The organism is Kitasatospora sp. NPDC090091 (genome assembly GCF_044747365.1).
Lineage (GTDB): Bacteria > Actinomycetota > Actinomycetes > Streptomycetales > Streptomycetaceae > Kitasatospora.
This window is the reverse complement of sequence record NZ_JBIVDY010000005.1, coordinates 297,369-319,729: the sequence shown is the minus strand read 5'-3', so window position 1 is coordinate 319,729 and position 22,361 is coordinate 297,369. Positions and strand designations below refer to the sequence as shown.

Annotated in this window: 13 protein-coding genes; 11 read left to right on the top strand and 2 right to left on the bottom strand. The window is 75.0% G+C overall.

What is annotated here, in order from left to right; all coding sequences use genetic code 11:
• The first annotated feature begins 64 nt into the window (after positions 1 to 64).
• The gene (locus tag ACIPSC_RS11260) at positions 65 to 1,063 is read left to right on the top strand and encodes an NAD-dependent epimerase/dehydratase family protein (protein WP_400824792.1); all 999 of its coding nucleotides are present in this window, start codon (positions 65 to 67) and stop codon (positions 1,061 to 1,063) included.
• A gap of 253 nt (positions 1,064 to 1,316) precedes the next feature.
• Entirely contained in the window at positions 1,317 to 2,495 is a 1,179-nt protein-coding gene (moeZ, locus tag ACIPSC_RS11255) for an adenylyltransferase/sulfurtransferase MoeZ (protein ID WP_400824791.1), read from the top strand.
• 94 nt (positions 2,496 to 2,589) lie between these two features.
• Here moeZ and ACIPSC_RS11250 read toward each other — a convergent pair whose 3' ends face one another.
• A complete protein-coding gene (locus ACIPSC_RS11250; protein WP_400824790.1) occupies positions 2,590 to 5,472 on the bottom strand; it encodes a flippase-like domain-containing protein in 2,883 nt (960 codons plus the stop codon).
• A 134-nt stretch (positions 5,473 to 5,606) separates the two neighbouring features.
• On the opposite strand from ACIPSC_RS11250, the gene ACIPSC_RS11245 reads away from it, so the two are divergent.
• From ACIPSC_RS11245 to ACIPSC_RS11230, 4 genes are all read left to right on the top strand, one after another.
• Positions 5,607 to 5,963, top strand: a complete 357-nt coding sequence (locus ACIPSC_RS11245; protein ID WP_400824789.1) for an MGMT family protein — start codon at positions 5,607 to 5,609, stop codon at positions 5,961 to 5,963.
• 112 nt (positions 5,964 to 6,075) lie between these two features.
• Complete coding sequence (locus tag ACIPSC_RS11240; RefSeq protein WP_400824788.1) at positions 6,076 to 9,393, top strand: ATP-dependent helicase; 3,318 nt, start codon at positions 6,076 to 6,078, stop codon at positions 9,391 to 9,393.
• Positions 9,394 to 9,490: 97 nt separating this feature from the next.
• Positions 9,491 to 12,751, top strand: a complete 3,261-nt coding sequence (locus tag ACIPSC_RS11235) for a UvrD-helicase domain-containing protein (protein ID WP_400824787.1) — start codon at positions 9,491 to 9,493, stop codon at positions 12,749 to 12,751.
• Between the two features lie 191 nt (positions 12,752 to 12,942).
• The gene (locus tag ACIPSC_RS11230) at positions 12,943 to 14,136 is read left to right on the top strand and encodes a PP2C family protein-serine/threonine phosphatase (RefSeq protein WP_400824786.1); all 1,194 of its coding nucleotides are present in this window, start codon (positions 12,943 to 12,945) and stop codon (positions 14,134 to 14,136) included.
• A 22-nt stretch (positions 14,137 to 14,158) separates the two neighbouring features.
• Here the strand turns inward: ACIPSC_RS11230 and ACIPSC_RS11225 are convergent, their stop codons facing one another.
• Complete coding sequence (locus ACIPSC_RS11225; protein ID WP_400824785.1) at positions 14,159 to 15,130, bottom strand: endonuclease/exonuclease/phosphatase family protein; 972 nt, start codon at positions 15,128 to 15,130, stop codon at positions 14,159 to 14,161.
• Positions 15,131 to 15,208: 78 nt separating this feature from the next.
• Here ACIPSC_RS11225 and ACIPSC_RS11220 point away from each other — a divergent pair, with 78 nt between their 5' ends.
• The 5 genes from ACIPSC_RS11220 to nudC all read left to right on the top strand — a co-directional run bounded on the left by ACIPSC_RS11220 (position 15,209) and on the right by nudC (position 22,161).
• A complete protein-coding gene (locus tag ACIPSC_RS11220) occupies positions 15,209 to 15,847 on the top strand; it encodes a PadR family transcriptional regulator (RefSeq protein ID WP_400824783.1) in 639 nt (212 codons plus the stop codon).
• Between the two features lie 74 nt (positions 15,848 to 15,921).
• Positions 15,922 to 16,695: an ABC transporter ATP-binding protein gene (locus tag ACIPSC_RS11215; RefSeq protein WP_400824782.1), complete on the top strand. Its 774-nt coding sequence runs from the start codon at positions 15,922 to 15,924 to the stop codon at positions 16,693 to 16,695.
• Positions 16,692 to 19,589, top strand: a complete 2,898-nt coding sequence (locus ACIPSC_RS11210) for an FtsX-like permease family protein (RefSeq protein ID WP_400824781.1) — start codon at positions 16,692 to 16,694, stop codon at positions 19,587 to 19,589. The genes ACIPSC_RS11215 and ACIPSC_RS11210 overlap by 4 nt, the downstream gene beginning before the upstream one ends.
• Positions 19,590 to 19,734: 145 nt before the next feature.
• Positions 19,735 to 21,150 carry a dipeptidase gene (locus ACIPSC_RS11205; RefSeq protein ID WP_400824780.1) on the top strand — a complete coding sequence of 472 codons (1,416 nt, stop codon included), beginning with the start codon at positions 19,735 to 19,737 and terminating at the stop codon, positions 21,148 to 21,150.
• A 60-nt stretch (positions 21,151 to 21,210) separates the two neighbouring features.
• The gene (gene nudC / locus ACIPSC_RS11200) at positions 21,211 to 22,161 is read left to right on the top strand and encodes an NAD(+) diphosphatase (protein WP_400824779.1); all 951 of its coding nucleotides are present in this window, start codon (positions 21,211 to 21,213) and stop codon (positions 22,159 to 22,161) included.
• The last annotated feature ends 200 nt before the right edge of the window (positions 22,162 to 22,361 follow it).

Below are 22,361 nucleotides of genomic sequence, written 5' to 3'. Positions count from 1 at the left end.
CCATCCGTCTCACACTCTGTCCGCCAGGTCGTACCCGACCTCGCTTCGTGGAAGGACGCCCCCGATGAGGGTGCTGCTGCTGGGCGCCGACGGCTTCATCGGCCGCCGGGTCACCGATCGTCTGCTCGTGGACCAGGAGTTGCAGGTGACGGTGCTCGGCCGGCGTGACTCGGCCGACATCCGCTTCGACCTGACCACCGGCAGTCCGGGCGCGCTGGCCCGGTTCCTGGACGCGGTCGCGCCCCAGGTGGTGATCAACTGCGCGGGCGCCACCTACGGCAGCTCGCGCACGCTGATCCGGGCCAACACGCTGGCCGTCGCCACCGTCTGCGAGGCGATCCGGCGCAGCCGCGAGCCCGCCCGGCTGGTGCACGTCGGCTCGGCGGCCGAGTACGGGCCGGTGCCGGGCGGGGTGCCGGTCTCGGAGAGCGCAGAGCCGCGCCCGGTCGGCCCGTACGGGGTGTCGAAGCTCGCCGGGACGGAGCTGGTGCTGGCCTCCGGGCTGGACGCCACGGTGCTGCGGGTGTTCGACGTGGTGGGCCCGGGCGCGCCGACCGCCTCGCTGTTCGGCCGCCTGGCCGAGGGGCTGCGGCGGGCGCTGGAGCGGGACGAGGCGCAGGTGCGGATGCCCGACCTGTCCGGATACCGGGATTTCGTGGATGTCCGGGACGTTGCGCGGGCGATCCGGGCGGCGGCCGTGTCGGCGGCCACCGGGGTGATCAACATCGGCAGCGGGCACGCCGTCCGGGCCCGGGAGGCGGCCCGGCTGCTGGTCCGGGCGTCGGGCTTCGAGGGGGCCGTGGTCGAGGAGAACCGGCAGGTCGTGCTGCCTGCGCAGGCCGGCGGGCCGGCCGAGCACGGCGTCCCGCACCTGGGCCACCACGTGCCGGGCCACCGGGGGCCGGAGCCGCGGCCGGGCGAGGCGCGGGTCGTGGCGGGCGAGCCGGTGCCGTGGCGGCAGGCGGACGTGCGGACCGCCCGGGACCGTCTCGGCTGGCGGACGCAGGTGCCGCTGGAGGAGTCGCTCGGGGACGTCTGGCTGGAGACGGCCTGCCGGGTCTGAGCGGTGCCGGGCGGCCGGCCGAGGGTGCAACGGCCCGTGCGGGGCGGGCCGGCGCGCCCTCGGGCGGCCGTGCCCCGGGGGGCGGGCACGGTTCCAGCATCCGAGGATGCCCGTCTCGCCCATCGGACGGGCTGTCTCGGAATACCGGTGCGGCATGACACTGTTGGCGTAGCAGAGCCACCCGTCGGTGGCGTCGCGCAAGTTTGAAGAGGCTGGCCCCCGGCCACCTGAACCGACGACCATCGGAGTCCCCGTGTCGCTGCCACCCCTGGTCGAGCCGGCCGCCGAGCTCACCGTTGACGAGGTCCGCAGGTACTCCCGCCACCTGATCATCCCCGACGTGGGGATGGCCGGGCAGAAGCGGCTGAAGAACGCCAAGGTGCTCTGTGTCGGCGCCGGCGGCCTGGGCTCGCCCGCGCTGATGTACCTGGCCGCGGCGGGTGTGGGCACGCTGGGGATCGTCGAGTTCGACGTGGTGGACGAGTCCAACCTGCAGCGGCAGATCATCCACGGCCAGTCGGACGTGGGCCGCTCCAAGGGCGAGTCGGCGCGGGACTCCGTCACGGAGATCAACCCCTACGTCAACGTGATCCTCCACGAGGAGCGCCTCGACAACTCCAACGTCATGGAGATCTTCTCCGGCTACGACCTGATCGTGGACGGCACCGACAACTTCGCCACCCGCTACCTGGTGAACGACGCCGCGGTGCTGCTCGGCAAGCCGTACGTGTGGGGCTCGATCTACCGCTTCGACGGCCAGGCGAGCGTCTTCTGGGCCGAGCACGGCCCCTGCTACCGCTGCCTCTACCCGGAGGCCCCGCCGCCGGGCATGGTCCCGTCCTGCGCCGAGGGCGGCGTGCTGGGCGTGCTCTGCGCGTCCATCGGCTCGATCCAGGTCACCGAGGCGATCAAGCTGCTGGCCGGCGTCGGCGAGCCGCTGGTCGGCCGACTGATGATCTACGACGCCCTGGAGATGAACTACCGCCAGGTGAAGGTCCGTAAGGACCCGAACTGCGCGCTCTGCGGTGAGAACCCGACCGTCACCGAGCTGATCGACTACGAGGCCTTCTGCGGCGTCGTGTCGGAGGAGGCGCAGGCCGCCGCCGCCGGCTCGACGATCACCTCGAAGCAGCTCAAGCAGTGGCAGGACGACAAGGAGGACATCTTCCTGGTCGACGTCCGCGAGCCCGGCGAGTACGAGATCGTCAGCATCCCCGGCGCCGTGCTGATCCCGAAGAACGAGTTCCTGATGGGCAACGCGCTGGAGTCGCTGCCGCAGGACAAGAAGATCGTCCTGCACTGCAAGTCGGGCGTGCGCTCGGCCGAGGTGCTGGCCGTGGTGAAGTCGGCCGGCTTCGCCAACGCCGTCCACCTCGGCGGCGGCGTGCTCGGCTGGGTGAACCAGGTCGAGCCGCACAAGCCGGTCTACTGACAGACAGCCGTCGGCAGACGGGAAGGGCCCGCCGGAGCGATCCGGCGGGCCCTTCGGCGTCCTCGGGGGAGCGGAGCCGCTCCCCGGGCGGCCCCTACAAGGCGCCCTTGCGCTGCAGCACGTTGTAGGAGATCCAGCCGGGCAGCACCGGCAGCCAGAAGGTGAGCGCGCGGTAGAGGAAGACCGCCGGGGTGGCGACCGCCGGGGGCACGTCGGCGACCGTGAGCGCACCGATCAGGGCGACCTCGACCGGGCCGATGCCACCGGGGGTGGGGATGGCGGAGCCGGCCGCGTTGGCGGTCAGGAAGACCACCGCGACCGCCGAGAAGCTGATCGAGCCGCCGAAGGCCTGCACCGAGGCGTCCAGGCAGGCGGTGAAGGAGAGGGTCAGCAGCAGGATGCCGCCGAAGCCGGTGACCAGCTTGCTCGGCGTCTGCATCAGGTCGAGCATCCGCGGCACCACGCCGAAGAAGAGCGAGCGCAGCCGGTTCAGCACGAACCGCCGCAGCGGGGCGACGGCCGCGATCACCAGGGAGAGCACGGCGGCGGTCAGCACGCCGATGATCACCGCGCGGGAGGCCGAGAGGTCCCCGTTGTTCTGGCTGCCGGTGATCAGGCCGAAGCTGAACAGCAGCAGCAGGTGCCCGGCCAGGCCGGCCAGCTGGGAGGCGCCGACCGAGGCCACCGCCTGCCCGGAGCGGATCCCGGCCTTCTGCAGGTAGCGGGTGTTCAGCGCGATGCCGCCGATCGCCGCCGGGGCGACCAGCTTGACGAACGACCCGGCCAGCTGGGCCGCCACCGTCCGCCGGAACGGCAGCTTCTCCGGCACGAAGCCGGTCAGGCTCATCGACGCGGCCACGTAGCTGAAGGCCGCCGCGGCGAGGGCCACCGCCGCCCAGGCCCAGTTCATCTGGGAGAGCTTGAGCTGGGCCGGCTTGATGGTGGTCAGCGCCAGGTAGGCGGCGAAGGTGAGCGCGATCACCATGATCAGGCTCTTCGGCTTGAGCCGCTCCAGCTTGGCCGGCTCCATCGGCGCCTCGGGGGCGATCTGGAGGATCTGGCCGCGGATCCGGCTGAGCAGGTCCTCCCCGGCTGCCGCGATGTCCTCCTCGGCCTGCTGCTGGGTGCGCTCGCCGGCGGCGACCTGCTCCAGCGCCCGGGCCTGGGCCGCGGCCTTCCGCTCCTTGCTCAGCTTCTTCAGGTCGACCCTGGTGGAGCGGCTCATCCCGACCGGCTGGAGCAGTGGCAGCGCCTGGGCGACCCGGTCCGGTCCGAGCACCCCGTTGGCGGTGGCGACCGCCCGCTCCGGGCCGATCCGCAGCGCGAAGGTGGTGAGCAGCTGGGCGACGTCGATGCGCAGCGTCAGGTCGGTGGCGGCGATGTCCCCGCCGGAGAGGTTGACCAGGCAGGCCGTCTTCTCGTCGACGACCAGCAGCGACTCGCCGGTGAGCCGGCGGTGGGCGATCCGGCGCTCGTGCAGGGCGGCGACGGACTCCCAGAGCGAGGCCATCACCTGGTCGGTGACCTCCTCGGCGGCGAGGTCGTCCAGGGGGCGGCCCTCGACGTTCTCGTAGACCAGGATCGCGGCGTCCGGCCCCAGCTCGGAGGTGGCGACCAGCTGCGGGGCGCGGGCGCCGGAGGCGGCGGCCGCGTAGGCGATCAGCGCCTCCTGCTCCAGCGCCTGGCGCAGCGACTGCGGGCTGCGCCGGACGGCCACCGAGCGCAGCCGCAGCCGCCGCCAGGCGCGGTAGAAGAACCCGGACGCCTGCTGCTCGCGGTCGATGATGTGGACGTCCAGCGGCGGGCCGCTCTGCTGGGCGACGAAGTAGCGGCGGGTGCCGCCGGGCGCGTCCTGGGCGCGGTGGGCGCTGGCCGGGGTGAAGCCGACCTTGCGCAGGCCGATCATGAGGTGCTGGCCGGTGGGCCGGATGTTCGGGGAGCCGATCGCGTACAGCGTGCCGTAGGCGACGGACCAGCCGATCAGGACGGTGAGCACCAGCGACAGCGGGGTGGTGTAGCCGCCGAGCAGCTCGGTGATCCCGCTGAAGACGACCACCACCCAGAGGGCGACCCGCCAGCGGGGCCGGCTCGACATGCCGACCGCGGTCATGTAGGCGATCACCGGGGCCAGGTAGCCGTGCACCGGGTCGGTCAGGGTGCTGGTGCTGTCCAGCGGGAACCGGGTGAGGGCCTCCCGGATGTGTTCCGAGGCGCCCTCGGCGACCCACCAGTCGATGCCCAGCGAGACCCCGTAGGCGAGCACCGAGGCGAGCACGCCGTCGGCGACCCGCAGGCCGTCGCGTTTGATCAGCCGCTCGACCGCGAAGGCGAGCGGGACGGCGAGGACGGCGACGCTGGAGACCAGGCCGGTGATGGTGGAGAGCACCGGGGAGAACCGCGGCGCGTTGGAGGCGATGTCTATCTCGATGCCGGTGGTGGTCGAGGTCGCCACGCCGGCCAGGACGAAGACGGCGACGATGCCGAGGACGCCGGCCAGGAAGCGGATCAGGTCGGACGGCCGGTGCGCGCGGGCGGCGAGCAGCGGCTCGTCGACGTCGATCTGCGGGGTGTCGTCGTGCGCCTCGCCCGCGTCGCCCGGGTCGCCCGCGTCGCCCGGCTCGTCCGGTTCGTGCGCCTCGCCCGGTTCGTGAGCGTCGCCGGGCCCGTCCGGTTCGGTGTCCGCCGGTTCGACCGGGGCCGGTGGCTGGTGGGCCGCGGCGGCCCCGTGGCCGTTGACCGGCCCGGGTGGCTGGGCCAGTACGGCGGATTGCGCCGCCTCGGCCGCGGGTACGGGTGCGGTGCCGGGCGCCGCTGCGGCCCCGGCGTCGGTCTGCTGCGGGGTCTTGATCGTCCGGTCCTTGATCAGGGAGACTGCCGGCGGCGGCTCGGCGCCGGGTGCACCGGAGGGTGCCGCGGACCGCGCGTCGGCGGACTCGTCGGAGTCCTCGTGCACGCCCACGTCAGCCGTCCCGGTCATCTGGTCTTGTCCTCGTATCACCACTCACCGCCCCGAAGATGGTGGCATGCCTCGGCGCCCCGTGCTGGACAGGGGCCGGATCGGGCGCGGCGGATCGTTCGTACCGGACCGCCGCTCCGCCCCTATGAGGAAGAATGCCGCAGGTGACGGACGCTGACGACGACGGCGGCCGGGCGGAACTGCCGCCCTTCGCCGAACTGGTGCTCGACCTGACCGAGCGGATTCCACCCGGCCGGGTGATGACCTACGGGGACGTTGCCGAGTACCTCGGCCAGGGCGGCCCCCGGCAGGTCGGCCGGGTGATGGCCCTCTACGGCGGCGCCGTGCCGTGGTGGCGGGTGATCCGGGCCGACGGCCGGCTGCTGCCCGGCCACGAACAGCGCGCCCTCGCCCACTACGGCGACGAGGGTACGCCGCTGCGCGAGCTCGCCGACCCGCCCCGGGTCGACCTCGGACGGGCCCGGTGGGACGGCCGGTCCGCGGGGGATTGAGCCGAAGCGGGTGCGCGGACGGGAATGACGGGGCAGGATCGTAGGCTCGATACGGCGGGCCCCCGGCGGGGCCCGCCGTCCGTGGCCCGCAGCACAACCCCCCAGGACATCCGTGAGCTCCCCCTACCGTCTGGTGCGCAGCCCCCTCGCACAGCCCGACCCGCCCGTGCTGGACGACTACCAACGCGCCGTGGTCGAGCACGCGGGCGGCCCGCTGCTGGTGCTCGCCGGGCCCGGCACGGGCAAGACCACGACGCTGGTGGAGGCCGTCGCCCGGCGGATCGAGCGCGGCACCGACCCCGAGCGGATCCTGGTGCTGACCTTCAGCCGCAAGGCCGCGATGGAGCTGCGCGACCGGATGTCCGGCCGGCTCGGCGCCTCGGCCGCCGCGCCGCAGGCCACCACCTTCCACTCCTTCTGCTACGCGCTGCTCCGCGCCCACCAGGACCCGCACGACTACGCCGAGCCGCTGCGGCTGCTCTCCGGGCCCGAGCAGGACGTGATGGTCCGCGAGCTGCTGGCCGGCGGTGCCGAGGACGCCAAGCTCGGCAGTCCCCGCATCGCCTGGCCGCTCGACCTGCGGGCCTGCCTGACCACCCGCGGCTTCGCCGACGAGGTCCGCGCCGTGCTCGCCCGCAGCCGCGAGCTGGGCCTCGGCGAGGCCGAGCTGGAGCGCTTCGCCGAGGGCGTCCGGCGCCCCGACTGGGCCGCCGCCGCGCACTTCCTCGCCGACTACCTGGACGTGCTCGACCTGCGCGGCGTCCTGGACTACGCGGAGCTGGTCCACCGCGCGGTGCTGCTCGCCGAGCGCCCCGAGGTCGGCGAGCAGCTGCGCGGGCGGTACGACGTGGTCTTCGTCGACGAGTACCAGGACACCGACCCCTCCCAGGTCCGGCTGCTGCGCCGGCTGGCCGGCGGCGGGCGCGACCTGGTCGCGGTCGGCGACCCGGACCAGTCGATCTACGCGTTCCGGGGCGCCGACATCAACGGCATCCTGGAGTTCCCCCGGACCTTCCCGCAGGCCGACGGCGCCCCCGCCGACGTCCGGGTGCTGCGGGTCTCCCGGCGCTCCGGCGCCGTCCTGCTGGCCGCCTCCCGGGAGCTGGCCCGGCGGATGCCGATGGGCCGGCTGCCCGCCGAGAAGCTCGCCCAGCACCGCGCCCTGCTGCCCTCCCGCGAGGGCGGCCGGGTCGAGGTGTACACCTACCCCACCCCCGGCACCGAACTGGACTCGATCGCCGACCTGTTGCGCCGCGCCCACCTGGAGGAGGGCGTGCCGTGGGGGGAGATGGCCGTCCTGGTCCGGGCCGGAGGCCGCTCCATCCCCGGCGTGCGGCGGGCGCTCAGCGCGGCCGGCGTCCCGCTGGAGATAGACGGCGACGACCTGCCGCTGCGCGAGGAGCCCGCCGTCGCCCAGCTCCTGCTCGCCCTGCGGGTCTGCGCCGAGCAGGCGGCCCGGGACCGGCACGCCGGCCCCGACGCCCCCGACCCGCTCACCACCGAGCTGGCCCACACCCTGCTCACCGGCCCGCTGGGCGGCATGGACGGCTCCGACCTGCGACGCCTCGGCCGCGCCCTGCGCGAGGAGGAGCGGGCCGCGCTGCGCGCCGACGGCCGGCCCGCCACCGTGCCGCGCCCGGCCGGCGAGCTGATCCGGGAGGCCCTCGGCGAGCCGGAGCGGCTGATCGCGCTCGACCCGGGGTACGCCCGGCGCGCCCGGGACCTCGGCATGCTGCTGCGCAAGGTCCGCGAGCGGCTGGCCGGCGGCTGCACCGCCGAGGACGCGCTCTGGGAGCTCTGGGACGGCAGCCGCCGCTGGCGCGAACGCCTGGAGCGGGCCGCACTGCGCGGCGGCGCGGCCGGCCGCAACGCCGACCGGGACCTCGACGCGCTCTGCGCGCTGTTCGAGACCGCCGCCCGCGCCGAGGAGCAGGTCACCGGCCACCGCAGCGCCCTCGACCTGCTCGCCGAGCTGGAGGCGCAGGACATCGCCGCCGACACCCTCACCGTGCGGGCCGTCCGCCCGGAGGCCGTCCGGCTGATGACCGCGCACCGCTCCAAGGGCCTGGAGTGGCGCCTGGTCGTGGTGGCGGGCGTCCAGGAGGGCCTCTGGCCGGACCTGCGCCGCCGCGGCTCGCTGCTGGAGGCGGACCGGATCGGCCGCGACGGCCTCGCCGAACCGCTCTCCCCGGCCGCACTGCTCGGCGAGGAACGCCGGCTCTTCTACGTCGCCGCCACCCGGGCCAAGGAGCGGCTGATCGTCACCGCCGTCAAGGCGCCCGCCGAGGACGGCGACGAGCCCTCCCGCTTCCTGCGCGAGCTCTACCGCGAGGACGTCGACCCCAGGACCGGCCGGGTGCTGAGCCGCACCCCGCCGGCCACCGTCGAGGACGTCACCCACCGCCCGCGCCGCCCGCTCTCGGTCGCCGCGCTGGTCGCCGAGCTGCGCGCGGTCACCGTCGACCCGGCCCGCTCGCCCGAGCTGCGCCGCGCCGCCGCCGAGCGCCTCGCCACCCTGGCGCTGGCCGCCGACGAGGACGGCCTGCCGCTGGTGCCGGCCGCCCACCCCGACCGCTGGTGGGGCCTGGACGACGCCACCGCCGCCCCGGAGCCGCTGCGCAGCGCCGACCTGCCCGTCCGGCTGTCCGGCAGCGGTCTGGAGCAGCTGGAGAACTGCTCGCTGCAGTGGTTCCTGGACAAGGAGGTCAAGGCGCGCGCCGTGGGCTCCGCGGCCCAGGGCTTCGGCAACGTGGTGCACGCCCTCGCCGACGAGGTGGGCTCCGGCCGCACCCCGGCGGACCTCGCCGTCCTGATGGAGCGGCTGGACACGGTCTGGGACGCGCTGGCCTTCGACGCGCCCTGGAAGTCCCAGCAGGAGAAGACCGAGGCGCGGGCGGCGCTGGAGCGCTTCCTCAACTGGCACGTGCTGGAGCGCGGCCGGGACGTGGTCGCCACCGAGCACGGCTTCGACGTCACCCTGGACGCGGGCGGGGTCCGGGTGCGGATCCGCGGCTCGATGGACCGGGTCGAGAAGGACGAGGCCGGGCGCGCGTACGTGGTCGACTTCAAGACCGGCAAGGAGGTGCCGACCGACAAGTCGCTGCCCGACCACAAGCAGCTCGCCGTCTACCAGCTGGCCGTCCGCGCGGGCGCGCTGAACGAGCTGCCGGGCTTCGGCGGCGGGGCACCCGAGTCGGGCGGTGCCGAGCTGGTGCAGCTCCGCAAGCCGGACAAGTCCGGCCCGGACGTGCCGAAGGTGCAGCGCCAGGATCCGCCCGAGGGCGAGCCGTGGATCGAGAGCCTGCTCGCCGAGGCGGCCGGGAAGGTGCTCGCCGAGCGCTTCGTGCCGCAGACCGGCGGCGGCTGCGACCGCTGCTCGTTCCGCCGCAGCTGCTCGGCCCAGCGGGACGGCGCCCAGCTCGTCGAGTAGAGGTGGCGGGCGCGGAGTAGGTAGAAGGGGCGCGGAGTAGCGAGGGTCACCCCGGCCGTCGGCCCGGCCTGTCGGTGCACCCCGTTAACGTTGCGGGGTGACCGCAGTGCTCAGCCATCCCGACCAGCTCAAGGAGCTGCTCGGCATCCCCTTCAACCGGGAGCAGATGGCGGCCATCGGCGCCCCGCTGGAGCCGGCCGTGATCGTGGCCGGCGCCGGCTCCGGCAAGACCACCGTGATGGCCGCCCGGGTGGTCTGGCTGGTCGGCTCGGGGGCGGTGGCCCCCGCCGAGGTGCTCGGCCTCACCTTCACCAACAAGGCCGCCGCCGAGCTCGCCGAACGCGTCCGCTCGGCCCTGCGTCTCGGAGGGCTGGGGGTGCCCCCGGCCGAAGGCTGGGGGAGCGTCGCCGAGGCGGACGGGGAGTCGCTCGGCGAGCCGGAGATCTCCACCTACCACGCCTTCGCCGGCCGCCTGCTCAAGGAGCACGGCCTGCGGATCGGCATCGAGCCCGACGTGCGGCTGCTCGCCGACGCCACCCGGTTCCAGCTCGCCGCCAAGGTGCTGCGCACCGCCCGCGGCCCGTTCCCGGCCCTCACCGGGACCTTCGCCAACCTGGTCGCCGACCTGACGGCGCTGGACGGCGAGCTTGCCGAGCACCTGGTCGAGCCGGACGCGCTGCGCGCCTTCGACGAGGAGCTGCTCGACGCCCTGGCCACGGCCAGGCTCACCAACGAGGACCTGCGGGCCGTCCCCGGTGCCGCCCGGGCCCGGCTGGAGCTGCTCCGCCTGGTCGAGGAGTACCGGCGCCGCAAGGCCGCCGCCGGGCTGATGGACTTCGGCGACCAGATAGCCGCCGCCGCCCGGCTCGCCCAGCAGCGCCCCGAGGTCGGCGAGCTGCTGCGCGGCCAGTTCAAGGTGGTGCTGCTCGACGAGTACCAGGACACCTCGGTCGCCCAGCGGCTGATGCTGGCCGGACTGTTCGGCGCCGGCCCGGACGGGCGGGGGAGCGGCCATCCGGTGACCGCCGTCGGCGACCCGTGCCAGGCGATCTACGGCTGGCGCGGCGCCTCGGTGGCCAACCTGGACGAGTTCCCCCGGCACTTCCCCCGGGCCGGCGGCAGCCCCGCCGCCCGGTACGCGCTGAGCGAGAACCGCCGCAGCGGCGGGTGGCTGCTCGCCTTCGCCAACGGGCTGGCCGCGCCGCTGCGCGCCATGCACGAGGGCGTCGAGGCGCTGCGCCCGGCCCCGGGGGCCGAGCAGGACGGCTACGTCCGGGCCGCGCTGCTGCCCACCCACGCCGAGGAGGTCGACTGGCTGGCCGACTCGATCGCCCACCTGGTCGCCACCGGCACCGCCCCCGGCCGGATCGCGGTGCTCTGCCGCGGCGGCGCTGCCTTCCCCGACATCCACGCGGCGCTGGTCGCCCGGGAGGTGCCGGTCGAGGTGGTCGGCCTCGGCGGGCTGCTCCAGCTGCCCGAGGTGGCGGACCTGGTGGCGGTCTGCGAGGTGCTCCAGGACCCGACCGCCAACGCCGCGCTGGTCCGGCTGCTGATCGGTCCGCGCTGGCGGATCGGTCCGCGTGACCTCGCCCTGCTCGGCCGCCGCGCTGCCGAACTGGTCCGCACCGACCGGGCGGAGGGCGTCGAGGCGCTGGCCGCCGCCGTCGCCGAGACCGACCCGACCGAGGTGGTCTCGCTGGCCGACGCGCTGGAGACCTTCCTGTCCGCCCCGGCCGGAGCGGACGGGGCGCAGCCCGACGACCTGCCGTTCTCGCCCGAGGCCCGGCCGCGCTTCGCCCGGCTCGCCCAGGAACTGCGCGAGCTGCGCCGCTCGCTCGCCGAGCCGCTGATGGACGTGCTGCACCGGGTGCTCGCCGTCACCGGCCTGGAGGTCGAACTCGCCGCCTCCCCGCAGGCGTTGGCCGCCCGCCGGCGGGAGACCCTGCACGCCTTCCTGGACGTCGCGGCCGGCTTCGCCGACCTGGACGGCGATCCGGGCCTGCCGGCCTTCCTCGGCTTCCTGCGTGCCGCCCAGGAGTACGAGCGCGGTCTGGACAGCAGCCTGCCCGGCGGGGAGGACACCGTGAAGGTGCTCACCGCGCACAAGTCCAAGGGCCTGGAGTGGGACGTGGTCGCCGTCCCCGGCCTGGTGCGGGGCGCGTTCCCGTCCTCGACCGCGCGCGAGCGCTGGACCAGCACCAAGCGGGTGCTCCCGCACGCCCTGCGCGGCGACGCCTCCACCCTGCCCGACGTCCGCGGCGGCTGGAACGCCAAGTCGATGGCCGCCTTCAAGCAGGCGCTCGCCGAGCACTCCGGCACCGAGGAGCTGCGGCTCGGCTACGTCGCCTTCACCCGGCCGCGCTCGCTGCTGCTCGCCTCCGGGCACTGGTGGGGCCCGAGCCAGAAGACCCCGCGCGGTCCGTCCGCCTTCCTGGAGCAGTTGCGGGAGCACTGCGAGCAGCCCGGCGCGGGCGAGATCGAGCACTGGGCCGAGCCGCCGGAGAAGGGCGCCGGGAACCCGGCCCTGGCCGCGCCGGTCGAGCGGCCGTGGCCGCTGCCGCTGGACCCGGCCGCCCAGCACGCCCGGCGCCGGGTCGCCGAGGTGGTGCACCGGCGCCTCGCCGGGCGGCCCGCGCCCGAGCCGGAGCCGATGGCCGCGGAGGACCGCCGCCTGGTGGAGTCCTGGGACCGCGACCTGACGGCGCTGCTCGGCGAGCTCGCGCGCTCCCGGCGCAGCGTCCGGGACGTGCCGCTGCCGGCGGCGCTCTCCGCGACCCAGCTGATGCGGCTGGCCGCCGATCCGGACGGCTTCGCGCACGACCTCGCCCGCCCGATGCCGCGTCCGCCGCAGCCCGCGGCCCGCCGGGGCACCCGCTTCCACGCCTGGGTGCAGTCCCGGATCGAGCCGCTGCTGCTGGTCGAGCCGGGCGCGCTGCCCGGTGCCGACGACGACGGCATCGAGGACGAGCAGGACCTGGAGCGGCTCAAGGAGGCGTTCCTGCGCACCCCGTACGCGAACCGGACGCCCTACCGGGTGGAGGCGCCGTTCCAGCTGGTGCTGGCGGGCCGGGTGGTGCGCGGCCGGATCGACGCGGTCTACCGGGACGGTGACGGCGGGTCAGAATTCGGCGGCGCGTCACGCTACGAAGTGGTGGACTGGAAGACGCACCGCGAGGAGACCGCCGATCCGCTCCAGCTCGCGGTCTACCGGGTCGCCTGGGCCGAACAGTTGGGCGTTCCGCTGGAGCAGGTCACCGCGTCGTTCCTGTACGTCCGCAGCGGCCGGATCGAACAACCCGCAGGACTTCCCGACCGAAAGAAGTTGGAACGGCTCCTGATCGGGAACAGTGAAGAATGAGTCACGGAGAGCATCCAACTCATCATGGCATCGGGCGAAACCAGTGCGTAGTGCACGTTTCGCGCCTATTGTGGGGTCGGTAACCGGTCAACCCCCGTGCTCCGGCCGCCAGCGAGGCCCGTATCCCCTAACCCTCAGTCATCACCGCAGGTGCCCAAGGGCATCGGCGTCTTCTGCTGGAGAGACCGAAGTTGAGCGCGACCGGATGGATCAGAGAGCGGTTCGCCGGGCCGACCCCGGGGGCCGCTCCGGGCGCGACCGGCACCTGGCCGAGGACGGCACTGTCGCTGCCGTTCATCGGCATGGCGCTGGTCGTCGTCCTCGACTACTTCACTGATGCCGCGGTGACCGTCGAACCGGCCCTCACCGCCGTCCCCGCGCTGGCCGCCGTGGTCAGCCGCCGAACCTGGTACCCGCTCGCGATCGGCCTCTGGACCGAGGCCGCCGCCTTCCTGATGGCCTTCCACAACGACGTGCTCGGCGAGTCGGTGCACGGCGCCACCGTCTTCGCCATCGTGCTGGTCGCCGTGATCGGCTGGGTGAGCGCCACCCTGCGGCTGCGCCAGGAGAAGGCGCTCGCCGACGCCCAGCTGGTCGCCTCGATCGCCCGCCGGGTGCTGCTGCGGCCGGTCCCCGAGCGGGTCGGCACCGTTCGCGCCGCCGTCCACTACGAGGCCGCCGCCGCGCACGCCAGGATCGGCGGGGACCTCTACGAGGTGGTCAACACCCGGCACGGCGTCCGGGCCGTGGTCGGCGACGTCCGGGGCAAGGGGCTCGGCGCGGTGGAGACCGCCGCCGCCGTGCTCGGCGCCTTCCGCGAGGCCGCCCACCAGGAGCCCGCGCTGGACCGGGTGGCCGGCTGGCTCGCCGTCAGCCTCGACCGCGCGCTGCACGAGAACGACCACCCCGGAGTGGAGGAGGAGTTCGTCACCCTGGTGCTGATCGGGGTCCGCCCCGACGGCACCGCCGAGATCGTCAACTGCGGCCACCCCGCGCCGCTGCTGCTGCGCGGCGGCGAGCCGGTCCGGCAACTGGAGCTCGCCGAGACGGTGCCCCCGCTCGGTGTGCTCGACCCGGCCGACGTCCGGCCGCCGGTGCACCGGATCCCGCTGCGCCGGGGTGATCGCGTGCTGCTCTTCACCGACGGCGTGATCGAGGCACGCGACCGGGCCGGCACCTTCTACCCGCTCGCCGACCGGCTGCCCCGGTGCGCGGACGGGAGCCCGGTGGACGTCCTGCAGCGGCTGCACGAGGACGTCGTGCGCCACGTCGGCCGCCAGCTCGGCGACGACGCGGCGATGCTGCTGCTCCAGTACGACCCCCCGGTGCCGCCGGGAGCCCACCTGCCGCACCAGAACGGGCTGGCGGCGCAGCCCAGGGCCTGAGCCGGCCCGCGTCCGGGGCCGGTCAGAGGCTGACCCGCACCACCAGCGGGCGGTGGTCCGAGACCGCCGCCCGCGGTGCGGCCGCCGGGCCGACGGCCGCCCTCGGCACGCCCACCGCCAGCACGTGGTCGAACTGCACGGCCGGCCGGTGCGAGGGGTAGGTGGGCGTGCGGGCCAGGTCGTGCCAGCCCTGCAGCCGGGCCCGCGGCTCGCGCACCCGCCGCCGGCGCGGCTCCACCAGTGCCGGCCGGGCCCGCCGGGCCTCCCGCAGTTCGCGGACCCGGGTCCGCGGCGCCGTGCGCTCCAGCGCCGCCGCCCCGCCCAGCACCGTCCGCGGCACCGCGCCGACCAGGTTGAAGTCCCCCAGCACCAGGTAGGGCTGGGGCAGGTCGGCGATCCACCGCCGGATCGCGGCGAGCTGCGCCATGTTCCAGCCCGGCACGAAGGACAGGTGCGCGGCCACCACCGTGAACGGCCCGCGCCCGCCCTCCAGGACGGCCGCCAGCGCCGCCCGCGGCTCGTCCGGGACCGGCGTCAGCCCGCGCCGCCCGGCCACCCGCAGCGGCAGCCCGAACGGCGCCGGGGCGAACCGGCGGGCCCGCCAGTGCCGGACCGGCAGCCGGGTCAGCAGTGCGGTGCCGTACGAGGGCGGGGCGTCGTCGCCGACCTCGCCCGGCCCGTACACCTGGATCCCGGCCGGTGCCGCGGGGTCGGGCAGCCAGCCGGCCACCGGGGCCGGGCGGCCGTGCAGTGCGGCGGCGAACCGCCAGTCCGCCGCGCCCATCGCCTTGGCGGCGGCCGCCGTCTGGTCGGTGCCGCCGGAGCGGGCCTGGTACCGGTCCACCTCCTGGAGCGCCAGGACGTCGGCGTCCAGCGCGGCCACCGCCTCGGCCAGCGGCGCGTCCGGGTCGGCCGGGAAGGGCCGCGGACCGCCGTCCGGGGCGAGCGGCTGACCGTGCAACAGGTTGAAGGTGGCGATGCGCAACTGGCTCACACCGGACGACGGTACCCGCTCGCCGGCGGAGCGGGCGCCGCTTGAGCCTGCGGGGCATACCGGGTATACATACTCGGTATGTCCATCCGTCACGGTCTCCTCGCCCTGCTCGACCAGGGCCCGCGCTACGGCTACCAGCTGCGCACCGAGTTCGAGGCGCGCACCGGCGCCACCTGGCCGCTCAACGTCGGCCAGGTCTACACCACGCTGTCCCGGCTGGAGCGCGACGGCCTGGTCGAGCCCGCGGGGGAGGACGAGGAGGGGCACCAGTTCTACGCGATCACCGCGTCCGGCCGGGACGAGCTGCGCGCCTGGTTCGACACCCCGGTGCCCCGGACCAACCCGCCGCGCGACGAGCTGGCGATCAAGCTGGCCATGGCGGTGACCGTCCCCGGGGTGGACGTGCCCGCCGTCGTCCAGGGCCAGCGCCGCCACAGCATCAAGGCGCTCCAGGACTACACCCGGCTCAAGGGCCGGGCGCTGGCCGGCGAGACCCGGCCCGGGGGCGGCCAGTCGGCCGGGCCCGGTGCCGACCTCGCCTGGCTGCTCGTCCTGGAACAGCTCATCTTCCAGACCGAGGCCGAGATCCGCTGGCTCGACCACTGCGAGACCAGGCTGGCCCAGCAGGCCGAGATCGAGCAGGCCAGGGCCGCCGAGACCGCCGCCGCGCCCGAGGCCGGCACCCGCCGGATCGGCCGCCGCCGGACCAGGGCCTGAAACCCGTCCGGACCACAGGAACCACCCGGTCCGGCCGGTCATCCGGCCCGGGCCCACGAACAGCAGGGGGAATCGTGTCCCACACCGATCCGACCAGGGGCGCCGCCGAGCCGGTGCTGCACCTGGAGAACGTCACCCGGGTGCACGGCCAGGGCGCGGCCGAGGTGCAGGCGCTGCGCGGCATCGACCTGATGGTGCGCCCGGGCGAGTTCGTCGCCGTGATGGGCCCCTCCGGGTCCGGCAAGTCGACCCTGCTGACCCTCGCGGGCGGCCTGGACAGCCCCACCACCGGCCGGGTGCTGGTGGAGGGTGTCGCGCTCGGCGGACTCAGCCGCAAGAAGCTCGCCGAGGTCCGGCGCCGCTCGGTCGGCTACGTCTTCCAGGACTACAACCTGATACCCGCCCTCACCGCCGCCGAGAACATCGCCCTGCCGCGGGAGCTCGACGGCCTCTCCGCCCGCGCCGCCCGCCGCGAGGCGCTGGCCGCGCTGACCGAGCTCGGCATCCCCGAGCTCGCCGACCGGTTCCCGGACGACATGTCCGGCGGCCAGCAGCAGCGCGTGGCCATCGCCCGCGCCCTGATCGGCGACCGCCGCCTCGTCCTCGCCGACGAGCCCACCGGCGCCCTCGACTCCACCACCGGCGAGGCCGTCCTCGCCGTCCTGCGCGCCCGCTGCGACGACGGCGCCGCCGCCATGATGGTCACCCACGAACCCCGCCACGCCGCCTGGGCCGACCGCGTCGTCTTCCTGCGCGACGGCCGGATGGTCGACGAGAGCGTCAGCCAGGACGCCGGCAGCCTGCTCGTCTCCGCGGCCGCCAACGCGAAGGGCCCGGTGGCGGAGTGAGGCTCAGTGCCTGGCGGGTCGCCCTGCGCATCGCCCGCCGCGACGCCCTGCGCGCCAAGGGCCGCAGCGCCCTCGTCGTCGCCATGGTCGCCCTGCCCGTCCTCGGCGTCACCGGCGCCGACGTGGTGTTCCGCAGCGCCGAACTCGACCCCGTCGAGAGGGTCGTCCGCACCATGGGGCAGTCCGACGCCGAGCTGCGCCTGATGGAGCGCGGCGCGATCGTGCTCCAGGCGCCGGACCCGGACACCGACTACTCGCACGAGAGCCCCTCCGAGGCCAAGACGGAGAACGGGCAGCCCAAGTACACCCCCGAGCAGCGCCGCAGCCTCGACACCGAGCCCGGCACGCTCGCCCGCCAGCTGGTCCCGGCCGGCACCGTGTTCGTCCCGCTCCGCCAGGGCCCGTACACCCCCACCAGCACCGCCGAGGGCCTGCTCAGCGTGCAGACCGTCGAGGCCGACCTGACCGACCCGGTCTGGCGGGGCAAGTTCGACCTGGTCAACGGCCGCGCCCCCGGCGCCGACCACGAGATCGCCGCCACCCAGGACTTCCTCGACCGGTCCGGGCTCAAGCTCGGCGACCGCACCGCCCTGCGCGGCCTGGAGGCCACGCCCTACACGATCACCGGCGTCGTCGAGTACCCCGGCGAACTCCGGACCACCGGCCTGGTCGCCCGGCCCGGCGCCCTGATCGACCAGCTGGCCAAGCTGCCCGGCGCCGACCAGTCCCGCAACGGCCGGGGCACCGCGCCGGGCGAGACCACCACGTGGCTTCTCAAGCTCCCCGCCGGGGCCGCGCTCGACTGGCCGAAGGTGACGGAGCTCAACAAGTACGGCTTCACCGCCGCCTCGCGTAGCGTCCTTCTCGACCCGCCGGCCCGCGCCGACGTGCCGCTCTACGTCCAGCAGGACGCGAAGGGCGGCGGCCGGTCCGGCAGCCTCCTCGACAAGACCTCGGTCGTGATCGTCGCCACCGTGGTGGGCATGGCGCTGCTGGAGATCGTGCTCCTGGCGGGCCCCGCCTTCGCCGTCGGGGCCAGGCGCTCCCGGCGGCAGCTCGGCCTGCTCGCGGCCGGCGGCGGTGACCGCGCCAACATCCGGGCGGTCGTCCTCGGCGGCGGCGTCGTGCTCGGCGTCACCGGCGCCGCGGTGGGCCTCGGCCTCGGCGTCGGCCTGGTCGCGCTGCTGCGCACCCGCGCCGAGGACTTCGCCGGCGAGCGGTTCGGCCACTTCGACCTGCAGCCGATCGACCTGCTCGGCGTCCTCCTCATCGGCCTGGTCACCGGCCTGCTCGCGGCCGTCGTCCCGGCCGTGCAGGCCTCCCGGCAGGACGTCGTCGCCGCGCTGACCGGCCGCGACTCGCTCAAGCCGCCGAGCCGCCGGCTGGCCGCCCTCGGCCTGGTGATGCTCGGCGGCGGGGCCGCCCTGGCCCTGCTCGGCGGGACCAGCGGCTTCGGCGGCCGCAGCCTGGCCGTCCTCGGCGGCTCGGTGATCGCCGAGCTCGGCATGGTCGCCCTGACGCCCTTCCTGGTCGGGCTCTTCGGCCGGCTCGGCCGCTGGCTGCCGCTCGGCCCCCGGCTCGCCCTGCGCGACTCCGTCCGCCACCGCGGCCGCACCGCGCCCGCCGTCGCCGCGGTGATGGCGGCCGTCGCCGGCTCGGTCGCGGTCGGCATCTACACCACCAGCAGTGAGGAGGAGATCCGCCGCGGCTACGTCGCCACCGGCCCCGCCGGCGCGGTCGTGCTCAGCAGCGGCTGGGGCTCCGCCGCCGACGGCGCGCTGCTGCCCAAGCTGCGCGGCGCGGTGGAGGGCAACATCCCCGCCCTCGGTACCAGGGCCGACGTCCAGAAGGCCAACTACAAGGGCGACTGCGCCGCCGCCCACGGCACCTGCGGCTACGCCACCGTCGAGATGCCCGAGGAGCGCAAGTGCCCGCTGAGCTCGCGGGACTCGCGGCCCGTCTCGGACCAGGAGATCGAGCGGATCCGCCACGACGACCCGCGCTGCAAGGAGCGCCGGACCTATCGGGCCAACCCCTTCGGCGACCTCGCCGTCGGTGACGGCGCCCTGCTGCGCAACCTCTTCGGCGTGACCGATCCGGCCGCGGCCCGGGCGGTGGCCGAGGGCAAGGCGGTGGTCTTCGATCCCAAGTACCTCAAGGACGGCAAGATCATCGTCCGGCTGGCCGAGCCCCGGGACGAGAACGCCGCCCCGACCCCGAACGGGGACTTCAAGGAGGTCACCCACGACGTCCAGGTGGACGCCGTGCTGGCCACCGCGGTCGCCCCGACCGGCGGCCAGGTCGTGGTGGGCCCGGAGACCGCCCGCAAGGTCGGCCTGACCACCAGCGACGCCGGATCGGTCTGGCTGCCCGAGACCGTGCCGTCCGACAGCGCCGAGCAGAAGGCCACGGGAGCGCTCAGCAAGCTCTCCGACGGCACCCACTTCGAGATCGAACGCGGCTACCAGTCCGACCGCGACCTGATCAGCCTCGGCCTGGCCGGCTTCGCCGGACTGGTCGCCCTCGGCGCCGCCGGCATCGCCACCGGCCTCGCCGCGGCCGACTCCCAGCGCGACCTGACCACGCTCGCCGCGGTCGGTGCCGCGCCCCGGATCCGCCGGACCCTGTCCGGCTTCCAGTGCGGGGTGATCGCGGCGATGGGCGCCCTGCTCGGGGTCGTCGCCGGCGTCGTCCCGGCGGTGGCGCTGCGCAAGGTGGAGGCCGCCGCCGACACCTTCCCGGGGATGACCGCCGACGAGGTCGCGGACAAGGGCCTGGTGGTCTTCCCGTGGCTGCAGGTCGGGCTCACCGCCGTCGTCCTGCCCATGATCGCGGTGGCGCTGGCCGCCCTGCTCACCCGCTCGCGCATCTCGCTGCTGCGTCGCACGGGCTGAGCCGGCCATCCGTCCTCGCCACCGCCCCGTCACCCCCGGCCGCCGCCCCCGTGCGGCCGGGGGTGACGGAGGTTACAGCCGCTGCGGTGACCGCTGGCCGGACGGCCGGGGCGGACACCCTCACGGGCGAACTAAAGTCGTCCGTATGACGAGAACCCCGGACAGCGTCGTCCGCTCCTTCATCGACCAGCACCAGCCCGCCTTCCTCGCCGATCTCTCCGAGTGGCTGAGCATCCCCTCGGTCTCCGCCGACCCCGGCCGGGCCGGTGACGTGCGCCGCTCCGCCGAGTGGCTGGCCGCGAAGCTGCGGGACACCGGTTTCCCGGTGGCCGAGGTCTGGGAGACGGACGGCCTGCCGGCGGTGTTCGCCGAGTGGCCCTCCGGGGACTCGTCCGCGCCGACCGTGCTGGTCTACGGGCACCACGACGTGCAGCCCGCCGCCAAGGAGGACGGCTGGGCCACCGAGCCGTTCGAGCCGACGGTGGTCGGCCGGCAGCTGTTCGCCCGCGGCGCCGCCGACGACAAGGGGCAGGTGTTCTTCCACACCCTGGGCGTCCGCGCCCACCTGGCCGCCACCGGGCGCACCGCGCCGGCGGTCAACCTCAAGCTGCTGATCGAGGGCGAGGAGGAGTCCGGCTCGCCGCACTTCGCCGACCTGGTCCGCCGGGAGGCCGCGCGGCTGGCCGCCGACGTGGTGATCATCTCGGACACCGGCATGTGGTCCGAGACCACGCCGACCGTCTGCACCGGCATGCGCGGTCTGGCCGACGCCCAGATCGACCTGTTCGGCCCGGACACCGACATCCACTCCGGCTCCTTCGGCGGGGCCGTTCCCAACCCGGCCGCGGTCGCCGCGGAGCTGGCCGCCGGGCTGCACGACGCGGACCGGCGGGTGGACATCCCCGGCTTCTACGACGGCGTGATCGAGCTGACCGAGCGCGAGCGCGAGCTCTTCGCCGAGCTGCCGTTCGACGAGGAGCAGTGGCTGCGGGTCGCCAAGTCGTACGGCACCCGCGGCGAGGCGGGATACTCGACCCTGGAGCGGATCTGGGCCCGGCCGACCGCCGAGGTCAACGGCATCTGGGGCGGTTACACCGGCCCCGGCGGCAAGACCATCGTCCCGGCCTCGGCGCACCTGAAGCTCTCCTTCCGGCTGGTCGCCGGGCAGGAGGTGGAGAAGGTCCGGGAGGCCGTCCGGGCGTGGGTGGCCGCGCGGGTGCCGGAGGGCATCCGGTACGAGCTGGTGTTCCCGGGAGCGACCCGGCCCTGCCTGACCCCGCTGGACCACCCCGCGCTGCAGTCCACCGTGCGGGCGATGGGTCGGGCGTTCGAGCAGCGGATCCTGTTCACCCGGGAGGGCGGTTCCGGCCCGGCCGCCGACCTGCAGGACGTGCTGGGCGCGCCGGTGCTGTTCCTCGGCATCTCGGTGCCCTCGGACGGCTGGCACTCGGTCGACGAGAAGGTCGAGCTGGACCTGCTGTCGAAGGGCGTGGAGACGGCCGCGTACCTCTGGGCCGACCTGGCCGAGAACTGGCGGCCGGGAGGCGGCGACGGTGCCTGAGGGCGCCGCCGCCCGCCCGGCGGGCGGACCACTCATCCGGATGACGCATTTCACGTGGGGATGGAACAGTTGAGCACCGTGCCTGAGACCGATCGCCCGCTGCACCTGGCGCTGGCCCGGGCCGGGGTGGACCGGGCGGCGCAGCACCGGTTCGACGAGCCCTGGCTGGCGGCCGCGTGGAGCCACCCGACCACCAAGGTGCTGCCGATCGCGGGCGGCGAGGCGTTCGTGGTGGACACCGGGGCGGGCACCGAGCTGGTCCTGCTGCCCTCCTTCGAGGCGCCGCAGACCGGGGACCGCTACTTCCTCGGCACCGACGAGGACGGCGTCTCGTACTTCGCGCTGGCCGGCGAGTCGCTGCCCGGACGGCTGGACGGCGACGCCCGCCCGGCCGGGCTGCGCGAGGTGGGCGGGCTGCTGTCGGACCGGGACGCCGGGCTGCTGGTGCACGCCGTCGCGCTGGAGCACTGGCACCGGCTGCACAGCTTCTGCTCGCGCTGCGGTCACCCGACCGAGAAGGCCGGCGCCGGGCACGTGCGGCGCTGCACCTCGTGCGCGGCGGAGCACTACCCGCGGACCGACCCGGCGGTGATCATGATGATCACCGACGAGGAGGACCGCTGCCTGCTCGGCCGCCAGGCACTCTGGCCGGAGGGCCGCTGGTCGACCCTGGCGGGCTTCGTCGAGCCCGGCGAGTCGATCGAGCAGGCGGTGGTCCGGGAGGTCTTCGAGGAGGCCGGGGTCCGGGTGGCCGAGGTCTCCTACGTGGCGAGCCAGCCGTGGCCGTTCCCGTCCAGCCTGATGCTCGGCTTCATGGGCAAGGCCGACCCGGCGGGGACGGAGATCACCGTGGACGGCGAGGAGCTGGCCGAGGCGCGCTGGTTCTCCCGCGAGGAGCTGAAGGCCGGCATGGCGGCGGGCGAGATCCTGCCGCCGTCCGGGATTTCGATCGCGCGTCACCTGGTCGAACTCTGGTACGGCGGGCCGCTGCCCTCGGCGGCGCGCTGGTAATTCCCCGGATTGGGGGCGTGCGGCCAATGCCGCGCGCCCCTATTTCCGTTCCGCGCCTGCTTTCGAGCCCGATGATCGGTCGCCCGATACGGCCGAACGGGTGATCCCGGTGGATATTCCGAGGCCGTGGCGGCCAGATGTTCGTATCCGGAGGGGCCGGTTCCCGCAGCTCGTCCGGCGCGACGGGCGGGTGCGCCGGG

Coding starts and splice junctions, on each gene's coding strand:
- ACIPSC_RS11260 (WP_400824792.1), top strand. CDS start 65: ATGAGGGTGCTGCTGCTGGGCGCCGACGGCTTCATCGGCCGCCGGGTC.
- ACIPSC_RS11220 (WP_400824783.1), top strand. CDS start 15,209: ATGTCCATCCGTCACGGTCTCCTCGCCCTGCTCGACCAGGGCCCGCGC.
- ACIPSC_RS11245 (WP_400824789.1), top strand. CDS start 5,607: ATGCCGCAGGTGACGGACGCTGACGACGACGGCGGCCGGGCGGAACTG.
- nudC (WP_400824779.1), top strand. CDS start 21,211: ATGGAACAGTTGAGCACCGTGCCTGAGACCGATCGCCCGCTGCACCTG.
- ACIPSC_RS11205 (WP_400824780.1), top strand. CDS start 19,735: ATGACGAGAACCCCGGACAGCGTCGTCCGCTCCTTCATCGACCAGCAC.
- ACIPSC_RS11250 (WP_400824790.1), bottom strand. CDS start 5,472: ATGACCGGGACGGCTGACGTGGGCGTGCACGAGGACTCCGACGAGTCC.